This is a genomic window from Nonomuraea fastidiosa (genome assembly GCF_042751225.1).
Lineage (GTDB): Bacteria > Actinomycetota > Actinomycetes > Streptosporangiales > Streptosporangiaceae > Nonomuraea > Nonomuraea fastidiosa.
This window is the reverse complement of sequence record NZ_CP170570.1, coordinates 2301606-2319547: the sequence shown is the minus strand read 5'-3', so window position 1 is coordinate 2319547 and position 17942 is coordinate 2301606. Positions and strand designations below refer to the sequence as shown.

The 17942-nt window shown below is 72.7% G+C and carries 18 protein-coding genes and 1 pseudogene; 6 read left to right on the top strand and 13 right to left on the bottom strand.

Going from position 1 to position 17942, the window contains the following annotated elements; genetic code table 11:
• The first annotated feature begins 59 nt into the window (after window positions 1-59).
• On the top strand, window positions 60-1385 hold the full coding sequence (locus ACFMQL_RS10460) for an FAD-dependent monooxygenase (protein ID WP_364068179.1): 1326 nt from the start codon (window positions 60-62) through the stop codon (window positions 1383-1385).
• On the opposite strand, the gene ACFMQL_RS10455 is transcribed toward ACFMQL_RS10460, so the two are convergent.
• The 9 genes and pseudogenes from ACFMQL_RS10455 to ACFMQL_RS10415 form a co-directional block, all read right to left on the bottom strand.
• Window positions 1307-4381, bottom strand: a complete 3075-nt coding sequence (locus tag ACFMQL_RS10455) for a BTAD domain-containing putative transcriptional regulator (protein WP_364068177.1) — start codon at window positions 4379-4381, stop codon at window positions 1307-1309. The two genes, ACFMQL_RS10460 and ACFMQL_RS10455, sit on opposite strands and share 79 nt — an antisense overlap.
• A 75-nt stretch (window positions 4382-4456) precedes the next feature.
• Window positions 4457-4831, bottom strand: coding sequence for a 3-oxoacyl-[acyl-carrier-protein] synthase III C-terminal domain-containing protein (locus tag ACFMQL_RS10450; RefSeq protein ID WP_364068175.1), 375 nt, complete (start codon window positions 4829-4831; stop codon window positions 4457-4459).
• A 59-nt stretch (window positions 4832-4890) separates the two neighbouring features.
• A pseudogene (locus tag ACFMQL_RS10445) lies at window positions 4891-5022 on the bottom strand (3-oxoacyl-ACP synthase); the annotation flags it as partial.
• Between the two features lie 289 nt (window positions 5023-5311).
• A complete protein-coding gene (locus ACFMQL_RS10440; RefSeq protein WP_364068173.1) occupies window positions 5312-5530 on the bottom strand; it encodes a hypothetical protein in 219 nt (72 codons plus the stop codon).
• A 37-nt stretch (window positions 5531-5567) separates the two neighbouring features.
• Window positions 5568-5918 (bottom strand): nuclear transport factor 2 family protein, encoded by a 351-nt coding sequence (locus ACFMQL_RS10435; RefSeq protein WP_364068171.1) that lies wholly within the window; start codon window positions 5916-5918, stop codon window positions 5568-5570.
• A 4-nt stretch (window positions 5919-5922) separates the two neighbouring features.
• On the bottom strand, window positions 5923-6240 hold the full coding sequence (locus ACFMQL_RS10430; protein ID WP_364068169.1) for a DUF3140 domain-containing protein: 318 nt from the start codon (window positions 6238-6240) through the stop codon (window positions 5923-5925).
• Between the two features lie 396 nt (window positions 6241-6636).
• Window positions 6637-7644 (bottom strand): LacI family DNA-binding transcriptional regulator, encoded by a 1008-nt coding sequence (locus ACFMQL_RS10425; RefSeq protein ID WP_364068167.1) that lies wholly within the window; start codon window positions 7642-7644, stop codon window positions 6637-6639.
• A 17-nt stretch (window positions 7645-7661) separates the two neighbouring features.
• Window positions 7662-7931, bottom strand: coding sequence for a sulfurtransferase TusA family protein (locus ACFMQL_RS10420; RefSeq protein ID WP_364068165.1), 270 nt, complete (start codon window positions 7929-7931; stop codon window positions 7662-7664).
• Between the two features lie 231 nt (window positions 7932-8162).
• Window positions 8163-9020 carry a substrate-binding domain-containing protein gene (locus tag ACFMQL_RS10415; RefSeq protein WP_378785440.1) on the bottom strand — a complete coding sequence of 286 codons (858 nt, stop codon included), beginning with the start codon at window positions 9018-9020 and terminating at the stop codon, window positions 8163-8165.
• On the opposite strand from ACFMQL_RS10415, the gene ACFMQL_RS10410 reads away from it, so the two are divergent.
• Complete coding sequence (locus ACFMQL_RS10410) at window positions 9015-9449, top strand: Ig-like domain-containing protein (RefSeq protein WP_378785438.1); 435 nt, start codon at window positions 9015-9017, stop codon at window positions 9447-9449. The genes ACFMQL_RS10415 and ACFMQL_RS10410 overlap by 6 nt on opposite strands.
• Window positions 9450-9551: 102 nt before the next feature.
• Here ACFMQL_RS10410 and ACFMQL_RS10405 read toward each other — a convergent pair whose 3' ends face one another.
• Both ACFMQL_RS10405 and ACFMQL_RS10400 read right to left on the bottom strand, forming a co-directional pair.
• Window positions 9552-11168 (bottom strand): cellulase family glycosylhydrolase, encoded by a 1617-nt coding sequence (locus ACFMQL_RS10405; RefSeq protein ID WP_378785436.1) that lies wholly within the window; start codon window positions 11166-11168, stop codon window positions 9552-9554.
• A 122-nt stretch (window positions 11169-11290) separates the two neighbouring features.
• A complete protein-coding gene (locus ACFMQL_RS10400) occupies window positions 11291-11965 on the bottom strand; it encodes a TetR family transcriptional regulator (RefSeq protein ID WP_364068157.1) in 675 nt (224 codons plus the stop codon).
• 118 nt (window positions 11966-12083) lie between these two features.
• On the opposite strand from ACFMQL_RS10400, the gene ACFMQL_RS10395 reads away from it, so the two are divergent.
• The 4 genes from ACFMQL_RS10395 to ACFMQL_RS10380 all read left to right on the top strand — a co-directional run bounded on the left by ACFMQL_RS10395 (window position 12084) and on the right by ACFMQL_RS10380 (window position 16357).
• Window positions 12084-12578, top strand: a complete 495-nt coding sequence (locus ACFMQL_RS10395; protein WP_364068384.1) for a 2Fe-2S iron-sulfur cluster-binding protein — start codon at window positions 12084-12086, stop codon at window positions 12576-12578.
• Window positions 12575-13564 carry a xanthine dehydrogenase family protein subunit M gene (locus ACFMQL_RS10390; protein ID WP_364068155.1) on the top strand — a complete coding sequence of 330 codons (990 nt, stop codon included), beginning with the start codon at window positions 12575-12577 and terminating at the stop codon, window positions 13562-13564. The genes ACFMQL_RS10395 and ACFMQL_RS10390 overlap by 4 nt, the downstream gene beginning before the upstream one ends.
• The gene (locus tag ACFMQL_RS10385) at window positions 13561-15825 is read left to right on the top strand and encodes a xanthine dehydrogenase family protein molybdopterin-binding subunit (protein WP_378785434.1); all 2265 of its coding nucleotides are present in this window, start codon (window positions 13561-13563) and stop codon (window positions 15823-15825) included. Before ACFMQL_RS10390 ends, ACFMQL_RS10385 begins: the two co-directional genes overlap by 4 nt.
• A 73-nt stretch (window positions 15826-15898) precedes the next feature.
• Window positions 15899-16357 carry a nuclear transport factor 2 family protein gene (locus ACFMQL_RS10380; RefSeq protein WP_378785432.1) on the top strand — a complete coding sequence of 153 codons (459 nt, stop codon included), beginning with the start codon at window positions 15899-15901 and terminating at the stop codon, window positions 16355-16357.
• Window positions 16358-16457: 100 nt separating this feature from the next.
• On the opposite strand, the gene ACFMQL_RS10375 is transcribed toward ACFMQL_RS10380, so the two are convergent.
• Complete coding sequence (locus tag ACFMQL_RS10375; protein WP_364068152.1) at window positions 16458-16991, bottom strand: hypothetical protein; 534 nt, start codon at window positions 16989-16991, stop codon at window positions 16458-16460.
• Between the two features lie 84 nt (window positions 16992-17075).
• Window positions 17076-17684 carry a disulfide bond formation protein DsbA gene (locus tag ACFMQL_RS10370; protein ID WP_364068150.1) on the bottom strand — a complete coding sequence of 203 codons (609 nt, stop codon included), beginning with the start codon at window positions 17682-17684 and terminating at the stop codon, window positions 17076-17078.
• Window positions 17685-17942 lie beyond the last annotated feature (258 nt).

Below are 17942 nucleotides of genomic sequence, written 5' to 3'. Positions count from 1 at the left end.
CACCGGTCCGGCAGGACGCTGACAGCGATCCGGCAGCGGGCTCGGGCACCGTCACGGGCATGACGCACGTACTGATCGTCGGCTCCGGGCCGGCCGGACTGACCCTCGCCATCGAACTCGCCCGCAGGGGCGTGGACCTGCGCATCGTCGAACGCTCGCCGCGACCGCCCGGCGGCGTGCGCGGCAAGGGCCTGCAACCCCGCACACTTGAGGTCTTCGACGACCTCGGCGTGATCGACGAGATCCTCGCCACCGGCGCCGTCTACCCCGGTCTGCGCAGCTACATCGGGGACGAGGTGGTGTGGGAAGGCCGGATGGACGAGCTGCGCGAGCCCTCGCCCGGCGTGCCCTACCCCAACGTGATCATGCAGCCGCAGTGGCGCACCGAGCGCATCCTGCGCGACCGGCTCGCCGAGCTGGGACACCGCGTGGAGTACGGGGCCGAGGTGACCGGCGTCGAGCAGGACGCAGAAGGCGTGACCGCCACCCTCGCCACCGGCGAGCGCGTGCGCAGCGCCTACCTGGTGGGGGCCGACGGCGGGCGCAGCACCGTACGCAAGGCGGCCGGCATCGGGTTCACCGGCGTGACCCACGAGAGCGAGCGCATGCTGCTGGCCGACGTCAAGGCCCGTGGCGTCGACCGCGAGCACTGGCACCTGTGGGGGTCGCTGCAGAGCCGGTCACTGCACTTCTCGCTGTGCCCGCTGCCCGGCACCGACATCTTCCAGCTCGTGGCGCCCTACCCCGGCCACGACGACCTGGCCGCGCTCGTCGCCGAGCACGCGCCCCACGTACGGATCGAGGAGATCGTGTGGCGCTCGGAGTACCGGGTCAACATCCGGCTCGCCGAGCGGTTCAGGGCCGGCCGGATCTTCCTCGCCGGCGACGCCGCCCACGTGCACACGCCGGCGGGCGGTCAAGGGCTCAACACCGGCGTGCAGGACGCGTACAACCTGGGGTGGAAGCTGGCCATCGGGTCGGAGGCGCTGCTGGAGACGTACGAGGACGAGCGCAAGGCGGTCGCCGAGCACGTGCTCGGCCTGAGCACCCGGCTCTACCGCGAGGGCGACCACAGGCGCGGCGACGACACCAACCAGCTCGACCTCGCCTACCTCGGCAGCGCGCTGTCGGTGGGCGAGCGCGGGGGCGAGCGGCTCGGGGCTTACTTCGCCGAGCAGCGCGGCACCGGCTTCCTGCTACTCGCCGACCGGGCTCCCGGCTTTGCGTCCACCGCGGAGATCGTGCTGCCGCCGCTCGACGGGCAGCGCGGCGTCATCCTCGTCAGGCCCGACGGCTACATCGGCTATCACGGGGACGAGAGCGGGCTGAGCGCGTACCTCTCGGGGTTCGGGATCGCCGCGCCCCTGTCCAGCGCGGCCCGGTAGGCGGCGGCGCCGAGCGCCTGCTCGCAGCGGGCGGCCAGGGCGTTGACGTGGGGATCGGCCGACTCGGTGATGCCGCGCAGCGCCCGCGCCGCCCCCAGCAGCTCGGCCGCGAGCCCCGGCGGCACGTGCTCGGCCACCCCCTCGAGCACGGCGGCCCTGATCGTACGGTCGGAGCAGCCCTCCATCAGGTGGAGCGCCTGGCGCAGCGGCTCCTCGGGGTCGGGGCAGACGCGGGCGTACTCGACCGCCATCAGCGCCCGGAACTGCGCGGACTCCTGGACGCCGAGCGCCCGCGCCCGCTCGAGCAGCTCGCGGGCCGTCTCCCGGTCGCCGGTCCTGCGGGCCAGCTCGGCGCGGGCGTGCAGCACCCGCGCCACCACGGCGTCGTCCTTCGAGCGCACGGCGGCCGCCCACGCGCGTTCCAGCGCCCGCGCCGCACCCGCGTGGTCGCCCGCGCGCGCCTTGAGCTGCCCGAGCCGGATCAGGAACGTCATCGGGCCGAGCGGCGTCTCCAGCATCGCCAGCTCGGCCGCCGGCCGCTCAGGCTCCTCGGTCAGCGCGACCGCCGCCGCGAAGTCGCCGCGGTTCTCCGCCGCCAGCGACAGGAAGTAGTACGTGGCCCACTGGCCCCACCGGTCGCCGGTCCGCCTGAACCCGGCCAGTGCCGGCTCCAGCAGGTCCTCCGCGCCCGTCACCGCGCCGTACTCGAACCGCACCGCCCCCGCGAGCAGCATCGCCGCCGACCGGGTCCACAGGTCGGGGTGGGTGCGCAGCCGGGCCAGGCCCTTCTCGGCCAGCTCCACCACCTCGCCGCGCGGGCCGTTCGCGCCGCCCACGGCCCACGCGGCCAGCGCCGCGGGGTGGTCGGACTCGCGTACGACGTCGCTCACCGGGCCGCCCGTCATCGCCACGCACAACCCGTGCTCCAGCTCCCTGCCGGGCGGCGGCACGTCGCCGACCCTGGCCAGCACCGCGCGAGCCTGCTCGACCAGCTCGCGATGCCGGCCGCGGACGATCCACGGCCAGAAGCGCAACGCGATCAGCCCCAGCGGGTCGTCGGTGTGGCGCAGCGCCGCGTCCAGGTTGCCGCGCTCGGCGTCCAGCACCGCCAGCCACTCAAGCTGCTCGCCCGTCCGCAGGTACGCGTCCGCCGTCGTGGCCAGCTCCGTGTAGTAGCGGGCGTGGGCGCGGCGCAGCTCGGGCAGGTCGGCGGCGGCGTACTGCCTGATCGTCTCCAGCATCGTGTAGCGGTCGCCCTGGAGCGCGATGAGCGACTTGTCCACCAGTGAGGAGAGCAGGTCCAGGTCGCCGCCGCAGACCGCCGCGATCGCCTCGTACGTGGCGCCGCCCGCGAACACCGTCAGCCCGCGCAGCAGCTCACGCTCCGGCTCCGACAGCAGGTTCCAGCTCCAGTCGATGACCGCGCGCAGCGTGCGGTGCCGGGGCTCCGACGTGCGGCCGCCGCGGAACGCCAGCCGGTCGCCGAGCTGCCGCATCAGCACCGGCACCGGCATCGTCCGCAGGCGGGCGGCGGCCAGCTCGATCGCCAGCGGGATGCCGTCGAGCTCGCGGCAGATCCGCTCCGCGTCCTTCGCCGTCACCGTAGCGTCCGGCCTGGCCGCCGCCGCCCGGTCCAGGAACAGCTCCACCGCCGGGCCCGGCGGCAGTGGCCGTACGTGGTGCAGGCTCTCGCCGGGGACGTCCAGCGGCTCCCTGCTGGTGGCGAGTATGCGCAGTCCGGTCGCCTCCGACAGCAGCCACTGGGCGACCCTGGCGGCGTCGTCGATGACGTGCTCGCAGTTGTCCAGTATGAGCAGCGCCGGTCCTGGGGCGGCGCGCAGCGTCGCCACGGGGTCGGCCGTCCTGAGCACCTGCTCGACGGCCGCCCGCACATCACCGGCCGCCGCCAGCTCCACCATCCAGACCCGCTCGGGCACGAACGACGACGCTCTTTCCCCCGCACCGGACTCCGCGCGGCCGCTGCTCACCGAGGCGGCCTGCTGGAGAGGCGGAGTCATCCGGGCGGCGGGGGAGACGGAAGGACCGATCATCGCCGAGGCGGTCTCGATGGCGAGGCGGGTCTTGCCCGCGCCACCCGGGCCGACGAGCGTGACCAGGCGGGCGGTGCCGAGCAGCCGGCCGACCCTGGCGATGTCCTCCGACCGCCCCACGAACCTCGTCAGCCGGGCCGGCAGATTGCTCCCGGGCGGCTCTGGGCCACGGCCGGGCGACGGCTCCTGGTCCTGGAGCGCCGCCAGGTGCGCCTCGCGCAGCTCCGGCCCCGGGTCCACGCCGAGCTCCTCGGCCAGCGCGTTCCTGATCCGTTCGAACGCCGCCAGCGCCTCGGCCCGCCGCCCCACCGCCGTCAGCGCCCGGACGAGCAGCGCGTGGAACGGCTCACGCAGCGGATGCGCCGCCACCAGCTCCTCCAGCTCGGCCACCAGCTCCTCAGGCCCGGGAGCGACAGGCGGGGCCGCGGCGGGGCCGGTGGCGACGGGCGGCGAGGAGGTCGAGCGGGCGGCACTCGAAGAGACGGTGCGGGATGCGGCGAGGTCGAGGTCGGCGGCGATGCGGGCGGCCAGGGCCGTCAGGCGCAGCTCCTCAAGCCGGGCGGCCGGACCCGTGGCGAAGGGCAGTGCGGCCGCGTCGGCGAGGGGCGCGCCCCGCCAGAGCGCCAGCGCCCGCCGTACGTCGCCCTGCCGGACGAGCCGTTCGAACGCCCACGCGTCCACCTCGTCGGGCGCCACGTCGAGCAGGTAACCGGCGGGATGCGAGGCGATGAGCCCCGGCGCCTCCCTGCGGGCCCTGGACACCAGCGACTGCAGCGCCGCCGGCGGATGCGCGGGCGGGTCGCCGGGCCACAGGTCGTCGATGAGCCGCTCGGCGGTGACCACCCGGCCGGGGTCGAGCGCGAGCCGGACCAGCAGCGCGCGTACGCGGGCGCCGCCGACCTCGCTGCCCGCCACCCGCAGCGGCCCCAGTATCCCGACCCGCATCGCCCCTCCACGCCCGCGTGCCGCAGTCCACAGTACGCATCGAGCCGCATCACGGGCAGCGGACCACCATCCCGGCTACGACAGATTGCCGCCGAACCCGAACAGCAGCATCGGCGCCCCCTTGGCCACCTTCCCCTCCTCCAGCAGCTTCGACAGCGCGAGCGGCACGCTGGCGGCCGAGGTGTTGCCCGACTCCACGACGTCCTTGGCGACGACGGCGTTGACCGCGCCGAGCCGGGCGGCGACGGGTTTGATGATGCGCAGGTTCGCCTGGTGCAGCACGACCGCCGCCAGCTCCTCGGGACGGACGCCGCCGCGCTCACATGCCTGCCTGGCGATCTCGGGCAGCCGGGTGGTGGCCCACCGGTAGACGGTCTGACCGTCCTGGGAGAAGCGGATGGGGGTGCCCTCGATGCGTACGGCGGTGCCGAGCTCGGGCGCGGACCCCACACGACGGGCCCGATCTCCGGCTCATCGGCCGCCTCGACGACGGCCGCGCCGGCCCCGTCGCCGGTCAGCACGCAGGTGGTGCGGTCGGTCCAGTCGGTCACGGCGGTCATCATGTCGGCGCCGACGACCAGGGCGCGGGGGGCGGCGCCCGCCCTGATGGCGTGGTCGGCCTGGGCGAGCGCGCCCGCCAAGCCTTCACCGCCTGCCTCGGCACCCCGAACGGCAAGACGGCAGGAGCCACCCCCTGACCGGTCAGGGGCGTGTGGAGGCCGGCGCGCCGCATCTTGATCGCGCGAGGCGGGTCTCGGGGACTCGGGGGAGAGGCGCGCCGGCCGGAAACGGCCGCCCCCTGCTGAGCCGGGGTGAGCATGCCGGGACCCGCGCTCCGGTCGGGCGGGGCGCGTCGCTCAGGCGGGCAGCGCGACGGCGATCGACGGCACGCTGGGTGGCGCCACCGGCGCGGTCAGTGCCGGTATCTCGTCACGCGTCGGCGGTGGCGAGGCGGTCGAACAGGGCCAGGGCGGCCTCGCGGACTTCGGCCGGGGTCACCCCGTCGAGGGTCTTTCTCGCCGAGTCGATGTCGCGCGTCGTGGCCAGGGTGATGGCCACGGACGTGGCGGCGGCGCGGTCGATCGATCCCGTCGGGGCGGCGTCTGCGAGTTCCTGGGCGCTGGCGGCGAGGTCGAGGTTGTCTCTCAACGGATCTCCTCGGGTGAAAACGGCTCGGCCCATTGCATCACTTGAGGTCGTGCCGCATCCACCATTCGGTGAATTCCCGGCACCGCCCGTCGGGTGCGAACCGGATCACCCATAGATTGCTGAACGTTTTGTCCGGATATGTCGTGACTCCCTGGATAATGCTCACGTCATCGGTGACGCAAACCGGATGCCACTGGAAGTCCGTCTCGCCCGGCTTGTCCTGGCGGGCCAGCCACTGCGAGATGATCTCCTCGCGCCCCTGCCAGGGCCTGCTGTACGGCTCCGGGTAGTACACCGCGCCCTCGGTGAACAGGGCGGCGATGTCGTCAGGGTCGTTGGAGTTCCAGGCTCGGACGTACCCCTCGATCCAGGGACGCGGGTCGATCATGCGGTCATCCTCTCAGCGGGTCGTGCCCCACCGTCATCAGCTCCCTTCTGGACTCGTCGTCCGTACGGTCGCCGACGGTCTCGACAAGCTCCACCACCCGGCGCATCACGTCGAGGTCGGTGCCGGTGAGGTCGCCCTTGCGCTTGGCCAGGACATGCAGCACGCCCCGGCCCAGCTCGTCGATGCCCAGGTCGGGGTCGGCGGGGGAGCCTTCCTCGCCGGATGCGTCGGCGAGCAGGAAGACGCGCAGCTCCTCGGAGTTCATGTTGACGGTCCGGTGGAACTGCTCCCACAGCATGTCGGTGTCGAAGGCATCGGTCATACGGGGCCGCCTACCCGGCCGACCTGGCCTTACGCGCCTTCTGCCGCCGCCCGCGACCCTGCGCGAAACCGCCTGCGCCCCTGCGCGCATCGCCTGCGTCTCTGCGCGAACCGTCCGCGTCCCTTCGCGCACCGACTGCGACCCTGCGCGGAACGCCTGCGACCCTGCGCGAAAGGTTACGATTAGCTCCCTTTCAGGTCACGTTCGGGTACAGAGGTACTCAGCAGGTCTCTCGCGCACTCGTTCTGTACGGAGCCGTCTCCGCGCGGGGGACGCGGAGGCGGCCCTGAAGGAAACGCCGCGAAGGAGGGGACGGCACGTGCCGCGAGAGCGGGGAGAGGCGGTCTGCCAGCCGCCCCGCCCATCGCCCGCGGCACGTGCCGCGCAGGGACTCCGTCAGGCGGCGGGGCCGGTGCTGCCACGCGGGGTGAGGCTGGCGGCCTGGTCTTCGTACGGGGGCACGCTCTCGCCCGCGATCAAGGCGAGCAGGCGCTGTGCCGCGTGCGCGCCGTACGCGGGGATGTCGCGGGTGAGAGCGGTCAACGGCGGGCGTACGACCCGGGCCAGCGGCGAGTCGTCCCATGCCACGATGGACAGGTCGCGCGGCACCTCCACCCGCATCTCCTGCGCCACCGACAGCCCGGCGACGGCCATGATGTCGTTGTCGTACACGATGGCGGTGGGCCGGTCGGGCGAGCTGAGCAGCCGCCTGGTGGCGCGCGCCCCCTCCTCGCCGGTGTAGTCGGTGTGCACGATGACGTGCTGTGCCACGCCCTCGCACGCCTGCACGAACGCCTGGTCGCGCACCGCCGTGTGCACCAGCTCGGGCAGCCCGGCCACCCTGGCGATGCGGCGGTGGCCGAGCGCCACCAGGTAGCCGACGGTCTCGCGTACGGCCTGGCCGTCGTCGGACCAGATGGCCGACAGCGAGCCCGACTCCGACGGGTGCCCGATGACCACGACGGGCATGCCGAGGCGTTCGAGCTCGGCCACGCGGGAGTCGGAGTAGTGCAGGTCGACGAGGAAGACGCCGTCGATGCGGCTCTCGCCCCACCAGGTGCGGTAGACCTCGATCTCCTGCTGGTGGCTGGTGACGACCTGCAGCAGCAGGGCGTACGAGCGGTCGGCGAGCACGCCCTCGATGCCGCTGATCAGCTCCATGAAGAACGGCTCGACGCCGAGGACGCGCGCGGGCCGGCAGAGCGCGAGCCCCACGCAGTTGGCCCGCGCGCCGTTGAGTGCGCGGGCCGCGCTGTTGGGCCGCCAGCCGATCTCCTCGGCGATGGCGACGATCCTGGCCCGCGTCGCCTCCGACACCCCGGGCTGACCGTTGAGCGCGTAGGAGACCGCTACTTTGGAGACCCCCGCCCGGCTGGCGATGTCGGCGATCGTGGGACGTTTCACGGACTGATATTAACCGCTTAAGCCGCGTGCCAGGGCTTGGTGTCCTGCGTCTCCTTGGCGCCCGCGGCCACGCGCAGCGCGTACGTCGGGCGTTCCGCCCCCTCGACGGGCCCGAGGTAGGTGTGCCCGGTCAGATGGCACCACGCGGGAAGGTCCACGGAGGCGGCGGGATCGGTGGCGATGAGGTGGATCACCGCGCCGGGGCCGGCCTTGCGCACGTGGCCGCGCAACTCGATGAGCAACTGCACGCACAGCTTGTCGCCGCCGTCCACCACGAGATCAGGCATGGGTATAGGAAACCACCCCGGAGATCGTGCGTCCGCACCGCCCTCACGAACCGCCCGCCCGCCGGTGGCCGGGCGTGCGGTCCAGGGGAAGGGGCGGGCGGTGCGTCCGACGCGGGTCTCCGGGGTGGCGGCCGATCGCGAGCCGCTGCGGAGGCAGGGCCGCGCCGGCTCCGGGGTGGCGGGTCCGCGGCTCTCGGGCCAAGGCGGGCATGGGCCCGCGCCCACGGCCGGTCAGGAGATGCCGGGTGGGGCCGTGCTGTCGCGGATGACGAGCTGGCAGGGCAGCGCGTGCACGCCGGGCGTCGCCTTGCCGTCGATGGCCGCGAACAGGTGCTGGGCCGCCGTCCTGCCGAGCACCTCCAGGTTCATGTCCACGGTGGTCAGCGCGGGCCTGGTCTCGGTGGAGAGCACCTCCCAGTTGTCGTAGCCGACGACCGCGATGTCGTCGGGCACCCGGCGGCCCCGCTCCCGGGCGGCTTCGACGAACCCGGCGGCGATCTGGTCGCTGACGCAGAACACCGCGTCGATCTCCGGCTCGGCCATGAGCAGCATCTCGGCGGCGTGCCGCCCCCACCGCTGCGACCACACGCCGGACAGGGTGCCGCCCGCCTGCTCGACGCCCGCCGCGGCGAGGGCCCTGCGCAGGCCCTCCTCGCGGTCGCGGGCCGCCTTGTAGTGCATGGGGCCGGTGATGTGGGCGATGCGGCGGCGGCCGAGCGCCAGCAGGTGGTTGACGGCCATCTCGGCGGCGCCCACGTCGTCGGGGACGAACGAGACGTCGTCGGGGTCCTCGGAAGGGCCGTAGGCGTACACGACGGGGACCGGCAGGTCCTTGCTGATCGACGGCCGCGGGTTGGTGCTCTCGCCCACGACGATCAGCCCGTCGACGCGCCGCGACAGCAGCGCGCGGATGTGGTGCTGCTCCCTGATGGCGTCGCCGCGCGCGTCGCACAGCAGCACCGCCATCTCTCCTGCCCCGAACGCGTCCTCCGCGCCCAGCAGCACCGGGATGCCGAACCGGCCGACGCTGTCGGAGGTGAGCAGCCCCACCGTCCCCGTCTGCCCGGACAGCAGGTGCGGCCCGTGCACGTGCCCACCCTCGTGGGCGTGCTGCCGAAGCTGCCGGACACCGTCGAGACCGTCTACGCCGACGGCGCGCGCAGCCGGGCCCCGGTCACCTGGCAGCAGGTGACGCCCGACCAGGTCGAGACCGGCGGCACCGGCTTCACCGTCGCCGGGCTCGCCGAGGGCGTGCGCGAGCCCGCCCAGGCCACCGTGTACGTGCGCGCCACCGACGCGGTGACCATCACCTCGATCGCCGAGGAGGCCGTCACGACCAGGGCGGGGGTCGCGCCGGTGCTGCCGAAGACGGTCGTGGCGACGTACAACGACGGCTCCAAGGACAGCTCGGTGGCCGTCACCTGGGAGGCCGTCGATCCCGAGCGGTACGCCGAGCCGGGCACGTTCACCGTGACGGGCAGGTGGCGGGCACGACCATCGCCGCCAAGGCCACCGTGACGGTCCGCTGACGCCTGTCCCGGCCCCGGAACCCTCCGCCGGGGCCGGGACGGGCCGCCCTCCTCCCCCTGGGTAGCTGTGGGGGAGGAGGGCTCTTCCACGTCAGGAGGCCGCGCAGGTGAAGGACGAGACGGTGGCGGTGTCGCCGCTCGGCCGGTTCACCTGGAAGCCGAAGCCGGTCGAGCCGCCCGGGGCGAGCGTGCCGTTGTAGGCGGCGTTCCTGGCCGTGACCGTCTGGCCGCTCACCGACAGCGAGGCGTTCCACGACCCGGCCGGCGTGTGCCCGGCGGGCAGCGTGAAGGTGACCGTCCAGCCGGTGATGCCGGAGTCGCCGTCGTTGGTGACGGTGACCGGCTGCACCACGTACCCGTCGCTCCACTGGGTCTGTACGGTGCCCTCGGCGGTGCAGCCGCCGTCGCCGTTCCCGCCGCCGGGTTCGGTGGTGAACGTCGTGGCCGGCGAGGCCGCCGACTGGTTGCCCGCGCCGTCGCGGGCCCTGACGTACACCTCGTACTCGGTGCCGGGGGTCAGGCCGGTGAGCGTGATCGAGTTCGTGGCGCTCTGGCCGAGCAGCGTGTCGTCGTCGCCCTGCTCGCGGTAGACGTCATAGCCGGCGAGGCCCGAGCCGCCCGCGTCGGTGGAGGCCGCCCAGGTGAGGGTGGCGCCGGTGGCGGTCACGCCGGACGCGGATGGGGTGCCGGGCGTCGTGGGGACGGTGGTGTCGGAGGTGCCGCCGCTGAAGAACGTCGCCTCGCGCGAGGTCTGGCCGATGCCGTTCGCGCCGTTGAAGATGCGCTCACCCCAGGAGGTCAGGCTGGCCGGGTCGAAATCATCGACCATGTCGAGGTATTCGACGCCGCCGCCGTTGCCGCTCCACGACCAGCCGATGTAGCCGATGCCGCGCGCCTGGGCCTGCGCCATGATCGTGTCCTCGTCGGGGTCGCCGTCGGAGTGGTTGTGCCCGAACTCGCCGATCACCAGCGGCAGCCCGGCGGTCCTGAACGCGTCCAGGTACGCCGTGATCTCGGCGGCGGTGTCGAAGACGCCGTACATGTGGATGGAGAAGACCGTGTTGCCCTGCGGGTCGGCGTCGGCCACCCGCTGGGCGTTGTCGCGCATCGTGAACTGCCAGTCCTGGCCCCAGTTGGGCGCGTCCACCATCAGCAGGTGCTGGAAGCCCAGGCCGCGCATGCGGGTGATGGCGTCGATCGTGGCGTCCGTCCAGGCCGAGACGTTGTTGTTGCCGTACGGCTCGTTGCCGATGTTGACGATGATGAAGTCCTCGGTGCCGGTGAGCGCGCTCTTGACGCTGTTCCAGTAGTCGACGGCCTGGTCCAGCGTGTACGCGCCGCTCTGCTCGCCGTACCCGGTGGTGTCGTGGTTTTCGAGCACGCATATTAACCGGTTCTGCCGACAGAGCGAGACGACGTTGGCGACATCGGATGTGCCGTTGGCCGGCCACCTGCCGCCGCTCAGCACCACGCGTACGGTGTTGGCGCGCAGCGCCTTGATGTGCGCGAAGGCGCCCGTCTGGCTCGTGTACCAGGTGTGCGCGTGGCTGACGCCGCGGATGACGAACGCGTTCCCGTTGGCCTCGACGATCCTGGTGCCGTCCACCCGCAGCCCGGCGGCGGCCTGCGCCGGCGAGGCGGGGGCGATCAGCATCGTGAGGAGGAGCGACAGGAGCGCCGCCGCGGCGGCCCCGAATCGTGTGCTCATGGAGGGGTGCCCTTCTCTGTTAACCGGTTAGGTTGGCGGGCACACATGGTCCGTGCAAATCGCTCCGATGTACAGGTCGAGGGGCTCAGGCGGTCGGGAATGCCTGGATCCGGGTGAAAGTTTCAGCCCGGCTGCTGCTCGCGCAGCGCGGGCAGGCCCGCAGCGAGCGCCGTGAGCGCGCGGGCGAGCGAGGGCTCCATCTTGGGGCAGGCGGCGTCCAGCGCGGGGTCCTCGGCGTAGACCTGGGCGAGCGCGGGTGGCGGGTTGGACGCCTGGTAGAGCATGCCGGCCAGCGCGCACGCCGCGCCGACCAGCTCCGCGCCCTCGCGCGGGCTCAGCCCCGCGGCCGCGGCCACGTGCTCGCCCAGCTCGGCGACCAGCGAGAGCGCGGTGACCTTGTACGCGCGCGCGGCCTCGACGGAGACGTTGTGCTCCAGAGTGGTCGACGAGTGGCTGAGCAGGTCGCAGAAGAGCGGGCGCTCGATCAGGGTGTCGGCCAGCAGCGTCGCGATCCGATGCGGCGAGCCGGGCTCGGAGCTTTGGCGGAGAGCGGCGCGTACGGCGTCGGCCCAGGAGCGCCACTCCTCGGCGAGCAGCACGAGGTAGATCTCCTCACGGGTGCCGAAATAGCGGACGATGTTGGACTTCGCCAGCCCGACGGCCTCGGCGACCGCGCCCAGGCTGACGTTGCGCACACCGGAGGTACGGGCGAGCTCGCGGGCCGCGGTGAGGATCGCCTCCCGCCGCTGTTGCTTGTGCTCGGGCCGCCTGGCCCGGCGAAACGCCGCCCTCGTCATGACTTCAGCAGCATAGCTCGCGGCGATAAGAGAACGCCGTTCTCTTGTTAGGTGAACGCTGTCCTGTTACCGTCCCGCCTAGACCGCACCGTGAGGAGATCGCGTGACCGATATACGGATGAAAGTGAACGGCGACGTCGTCAGCCTCGACATCGAGCCATGGGTGAGCCTGCTCGACGCGCTGCGCGACCGGCTCGGCGTCACCGGCCCCAAGAAGGGCTGCGATCAGGGTGCCTGCGGCGCGTGCACGGTCCTGGTCGACGGCATCCGGATCAACTCGTGCCTGGCGCTGGCCGTCCAGTACGACGGTCGCGAGATCACCACCATCGAGGGCGTCGACCACCCGCTGCAGGAGGCGTTCGTCCGCCACGACGGCCTTCAGTGCGGCTACTGCACTCCGGGACAGATCTGCTCGGCCATCGGCATGCTGGCCGAACACGCCGCCGGCCAGCCCAGCGTGGTCACGACCGGGCAGGACGCGCCGCCCCGTCTGACCGAGCAGGAGATCAGGGAACGGATGAGCGGCAACCTGTGCCGCTGCGGCGCCTACAACGGCATCGTCCAGGCGATCTTGGACGTTTCCACGGACGGGGCGGGGGAGCCGGGACGATGAAGCCGTTTACGTACGTCAAGCCCGCCGACATCGAGGCCGCCGTGCGGGCCGCCACCGCCGAGCCGCGCGCCCGCTACCTCGGCGGCGGCACCAACCTCGTGGACCTCATGCGCGAGGGCATCGAGCAGCCGGACACCGTCGTGGACGTCACCGGCCTGCCGCTCGACACCATCGACGACCTGCCCGGCGGAGGGCTGCGGGTCGGCGCGCTCGTCCGCAACAGCGTCCTGGCCGCCGACCGGCGGGTCCGCACCCGCTACCGGATGCTGTCGCAGGCGCTGCTCGCCGGGGCCTCCGCGCAGCTGCGCAACATGGCCACCGTGGGCGGCAACCTGCTGCAGCGCACGCGCTGCCCGTACTTCTACGACACCGACGCCTCCTGCAACAAGCGCGAGCGCGGCGCGGGCTGCGACGCGCTCGACGGGTTCAACCGGGGCTCGGCGATCCTCGGCGTGAGCGAGCACTGCATCGCCACCCACCCCTCCGACATGGCCGTGGCGCTGGCCGCCCTCGACGCCGTCGTCGAGGTACAAGGTCTCGACGGCACCCGCCGCATCCCGCTCACCGACTTCCACCGCCTGCCCGGGGACACCCCCGACGTGGAGCACGCGCTGGCGCCCGGCGAGCTGATCACCGCCGTGGAGCTGCCGCCGTTCGCCGCGCCCTCCCGCTACCGCAAGGTCCGCGACCGCGCCTCGTACGCCTTCGCCCTCGTCTCGGTCGCGGCGGCGCTCGACGTGCGCGACGGCGTGATCGCCGAGGTCCGGCTGGCGCTCGGCGGCGTCGCCACCAAGCCGTGGCGGGCCAGGGAGGCCGAGCGGCTGCTGGCCGGCGGCCCGGCCGACGAGGACGCCTTCCGCCGCGCCGCCGAGGCCGAGCTGGCGGCGGCCACCGTACGTCCGGCCAACGCGTTCAAGGCCGGGCTCGCCCGCAGCACGATCGTGGCCACCCTGCGCGAGCTGACCACGGAAGGAACCGCCCGATGACCACCATCACCCGCGCCGAGCCCGTCACCCGCACCCCCTACGTCGGCCGGGCCGTGGACCGGATCGACGGCACCGCCAAGGCCACCGGCCAGGCCCGCTTCGCCGCCGAGCACCACTACCCGGGCCTCGCCCACGCCGCGCTCGTGCACTCTACGGTCGCCCGGGGCCGCATCACCGCCATCGACGCCTCCGCCGCCCGCGCGGTGCCCGGCGTGATCGAGGTGCTCACCCACGAGAACGCCCCCGCCATGAAGCCACTCGGCAAAGGGGGCCCGATCGACCTCAGCGCCATGGCGTCCGGCACGAACGTTGATTACCTCGCCACCGACGAGGTGCACTGGAACGGCCAGCCGGTCGCGGTCGTGGTCGCCGAGACGCCCGAGACCGCCAGGTACGCGGCGGGGCTGGTGAAGGTGACGTACCAGGAGCTGCCCTCGGTGGTCGACTTCGCCGCCGAGCTGCCCAACGCCGTACCGCTCAAGAACAGCATGATCATGGAGCACAACGCGGAGAAGGGCGACGCCGAGTCGGCGCTGGCCGCCGCGCCGGTCTCCGTCGATCTGACGTTCACCACGCCGCCGCTCAACCACAACGCGATCGAGCCGCACGCCACCACCGCCGTCTGGGACGGCGACAAGCTGACCGTGCACGAGCCCTCGCAGTGCATCGCCTTCCTGCGCAAGCACCTCGCGAAGCGGTTCGGGGTGCCGGAGCCCGACATCCGGGTGCTCTCGCCGTACGTCGGCGGCGGGTTCGGCGGCAAAGGCTCGGTCTGGCCCGGCACGCTGCTCGCCGTCTTGGCCGCCCGCGCCACCGGCCGCCCCGTACGCCTCGTGCTCACCCGCGAAGGCGTCTACCGTACGGTCGGCGGGCGCACCCCCAGCACGCAGCGGGTCGCGCTGGGCGCCGACGAGCAGGGCCGGCTGACCGCGCTCATCCACACCAGCGTGGCCAGGACCAGCAGGATCGGCGGCGCGCCCGAGCCGATCACCTCCGCCTCCCGCCACCTTTATGCGGCACCGAACATCCTGCTGCGCGAGTCGGGCATCACCCTCGACCTGCTGTCCCCCACGTTCATGCGGGCTCCAGGCGAGGCCATCGGCACCTTCGCGCTGGAGTCGGCCGTGGACGAGCTGGCCTGGAAGCTCGGCATGGACCCGATCGAGCTGCGCCTGGCCAACCTGCCCGAGCGCGACCCGGTGGGCGGGCAGCAGCTCACCCGGCGGACACTGCGGCAGGCGTACACGAAAGGGGCCGAGCTGTTCGGCTGGCGGCGGCGCGACCCGCGTGCCGGCGCCATGCGCGACGGGCGGCTGCTCGTCGGCATGGGCGTGGCCACCGCGTACCACCCGGCGATGATCCTGCCCGCGAGCGTCACCGTGCGGCTGCACGCCGACGGCACGGTGGTGGTGCGCTGCGGGATGCAGGAGATGGGCATGGGCGCGGCGACCGCGCAGGCCCAGATCGCGGCCGACGAGCTGGGGGTGCCCCTTGAGTCCGTACGCGTCGAGTACGGCGACTCCGACCTCCCCGACGGCCCGATGGCCGGCGGCTCGGTGCAGACCGCGAGCGTCGCCGCCGGTGTGATCGCCGCCTGCGCCAAGGTGAAGAAGGAGGTGCTCGCCCTGGCCCGCCGGGTGCCCGGCTCGCCGCTGCGCGGCCACCGCCTCGACGACCTCCACGCCCGCGACGGCGGCCTGCACCACGCCGGGGGCGGGCAGACGTACGCCGACATCCTCACCGCCGCGGGGCGCGACCACGTCGAAGCCGCGATCAAGTCGGGCATGCTCGGCTTCGTCCTGCGCACGCTGCGCGACCGCCGCCGCTACGTCAAGGCGGCCACCGCCGTCCACTTCTGCGAGGTGCGCGTCGATCCCGACACCATGGAGGTGCGCGTCGCGCGCTGGCTCAGCGTCTTCGACGCCGGCCGGATCGTCAACGCCAAGACGGCGGCGAGCCAGATGCGCGGCGGCGTCGTCATGGGCATCGGGCTCGCACTGTCGGAGCAGACGCTGGTCGACCCGCGCAACGGCCGCATCGTGAACCCCAGCCTGTCGGAGTACCACGTGCCGGTGCACGCCGACATCCCGCGCATCGAGGTGCACGACGTCGGCGTCCCCGACCCGACCATGCCGCTCGGCGTCGTCGGCATCGGTGAGGTCGGCATCACGGGGGTCGCGGCGGCGGTCGCGAACGCCGTACGGCACGCCACTGGGAAGCGCGTCGGAGACCTGCCGATCACACTCGACAAGCTGCTGTGAGGCGGCTGGGCGGGCCTGTCGTGGGTACGTGCCTAAGCTGACCCGACCGACGATCAGCTGAGGAGGCCTGCACATGTCACGCCCGCCCTTCCCGCCCTTCACCGAGGAGACCGCCCGCGTCAAGGTCCAGGCCGCCGAGGACGCCTGGAACACCCGCGACCCGGAGAAGGTGGCGCTCGCGTACACGGAGGACACCGTCTGGCGCAACCGCGACGAGCACCTGATCGGCCGCGCCGCGGTGATCGACTTCCTGCGCCGCAAGTGGGCCAGGGAGCTGGACTACGCGCTGCGCAAGGAGCTGTGGGCGGTGCTCGGCAACCGGATCGCGGTGCGCTTCCAGTACGAGTCCCGCGACCCGTCAGGGCAGTGGTGGCGCAGTTACGGCAACGAGCAGTGGGAGTTCGACGAGTCGGGGCTGATGCGGCGCAGGGAGGCCAGCATCAACGACGTACGGATCGCCGAGTCGGAGCGCCGCATCTTCGGGGCGCGCAGCGAGGAGGAACGCGGCGTGGACGTCCTGCCGATCTTCTAGCGGACGCTCGCTGTCACGGACGTTGCAGCAGGACGCTGAATGCCGAAACAGACGTCCGACGGGCCGATACCGCCGTCCGATGGGATGGAAGGTCGTCTTCTCAGGGGGTGCGAATCCACCGGGGGTCGCCGTACCGCTGCTCCACCCCCTCACCCGGCACGAAGTCGGGCGCCGTGGCCAGCACCACGAGACCCTGCACCTCTAGATAACGGATCAGCCCGGCCGCCACCGAGAACACCGTCTCCATCGAGCCGCACTCCGGCGGCATGTGCTCCTGCAGCACCGCCACCACATCCGGCAACCCGAACTCCGCGGGCAGCAGCTCCGCCACCTCCCTGACGAAGTCCTCGGTCACCTGCGCCTGCACCACCACCGCGCCCGGCCGGCCCGCTCCCGAGCCGGCGCAGCTCTCGCAGCCGTCGCTGTGGAAAGGGGCGATCGAGACCGTGCCCGACCCCAGGCACACCACGCACCGGCCCCACTCGGCCGCGTGCAGCGTCGCCGCCTCCCGGTCCAGCAGCGGGACCGCGCAGGTGCAGCGGAAGGTGTTGTACGTGCCCGCGACGTAGTCGCGGTAGGAGATGTCGTCGGGGGCGTCGACCCACTCGGTGGTGATCACGTGCGGCTCGTCCATGAGAACTCTTGTCCGTCGCTGTGCGGGGATGTCCCACAAGATAGCTCCGCCGGCGGGCCCGTATCACGGAATCGGCTCAACTCTTCACGTTCCGTAAGGCTCCGGTTGGCGGGGCGGGCCGCCCTTGAGCTCGTGGAAGCCCGGGGTTGATGCGACCAGCAACGTCCCGTCCCAGAGCCGCCCGGCGTCCTCACCGGTGGGCACCTTGGAGATGACGGGCCCGAAGAACGCGACCGGGGCGGCTCCTTCTTCGCTCACGGCCACGATCGGAGTCCCCACATGGTCACCGCCGATGATGCGCAGAGCCTCGGCCGTCGAGGCCCGCAGCTCGTCGTCGTACTCGGTTCCGAGCCCTGCCTCGGCGAGGTCGGGCGGCAGACCGGCCGCTTCCAGCGCCGTACGCAGATCACCGGGCCAGTCGCCCTCGCCCGTCGTCCACAGTGCTGTGTAGAACCGTCCCAGCGCCTCCTGCCCGTGCGCGCGCCTGACCGCCGCACAGACCCGCGCCGGCACCCACAGATAGCCCTCGGTGTCCCCTTCCGGGTCCTCGTCACGGCCCTCGTTGAGCACCGACAGGCTCAAGACGTGCCATCGCACCTCGACCGGCCGCACCCGGCTCACCTCGAGCAGCCAGCGCGAGGTCAGCCAGGAGTACGGGCAGGACGGATCGAACCACATGTCCGCCACCCTCATGATCGCCACCCTGGAATCACCCCTTCTACCTGCCCTGTTATTGGAGAAGGCGTCACGGAGGGAAAGAGCCGCCACACCTCCTGAGCCCAGCGGCTGTCGCCATCCACCCCCGCGAAAACCGGCAAAGGCCGCCACCCCGACCCCCGACGAGTCGGACACCGCCGCAACAGAAGGCTGGATAGCCCCTCCCCACCCGTGTCAGGGACGGCTGAGCACGTCGAGCACCCTGAGCCTGCCGACTTCGCCCAAAGGGGAAGC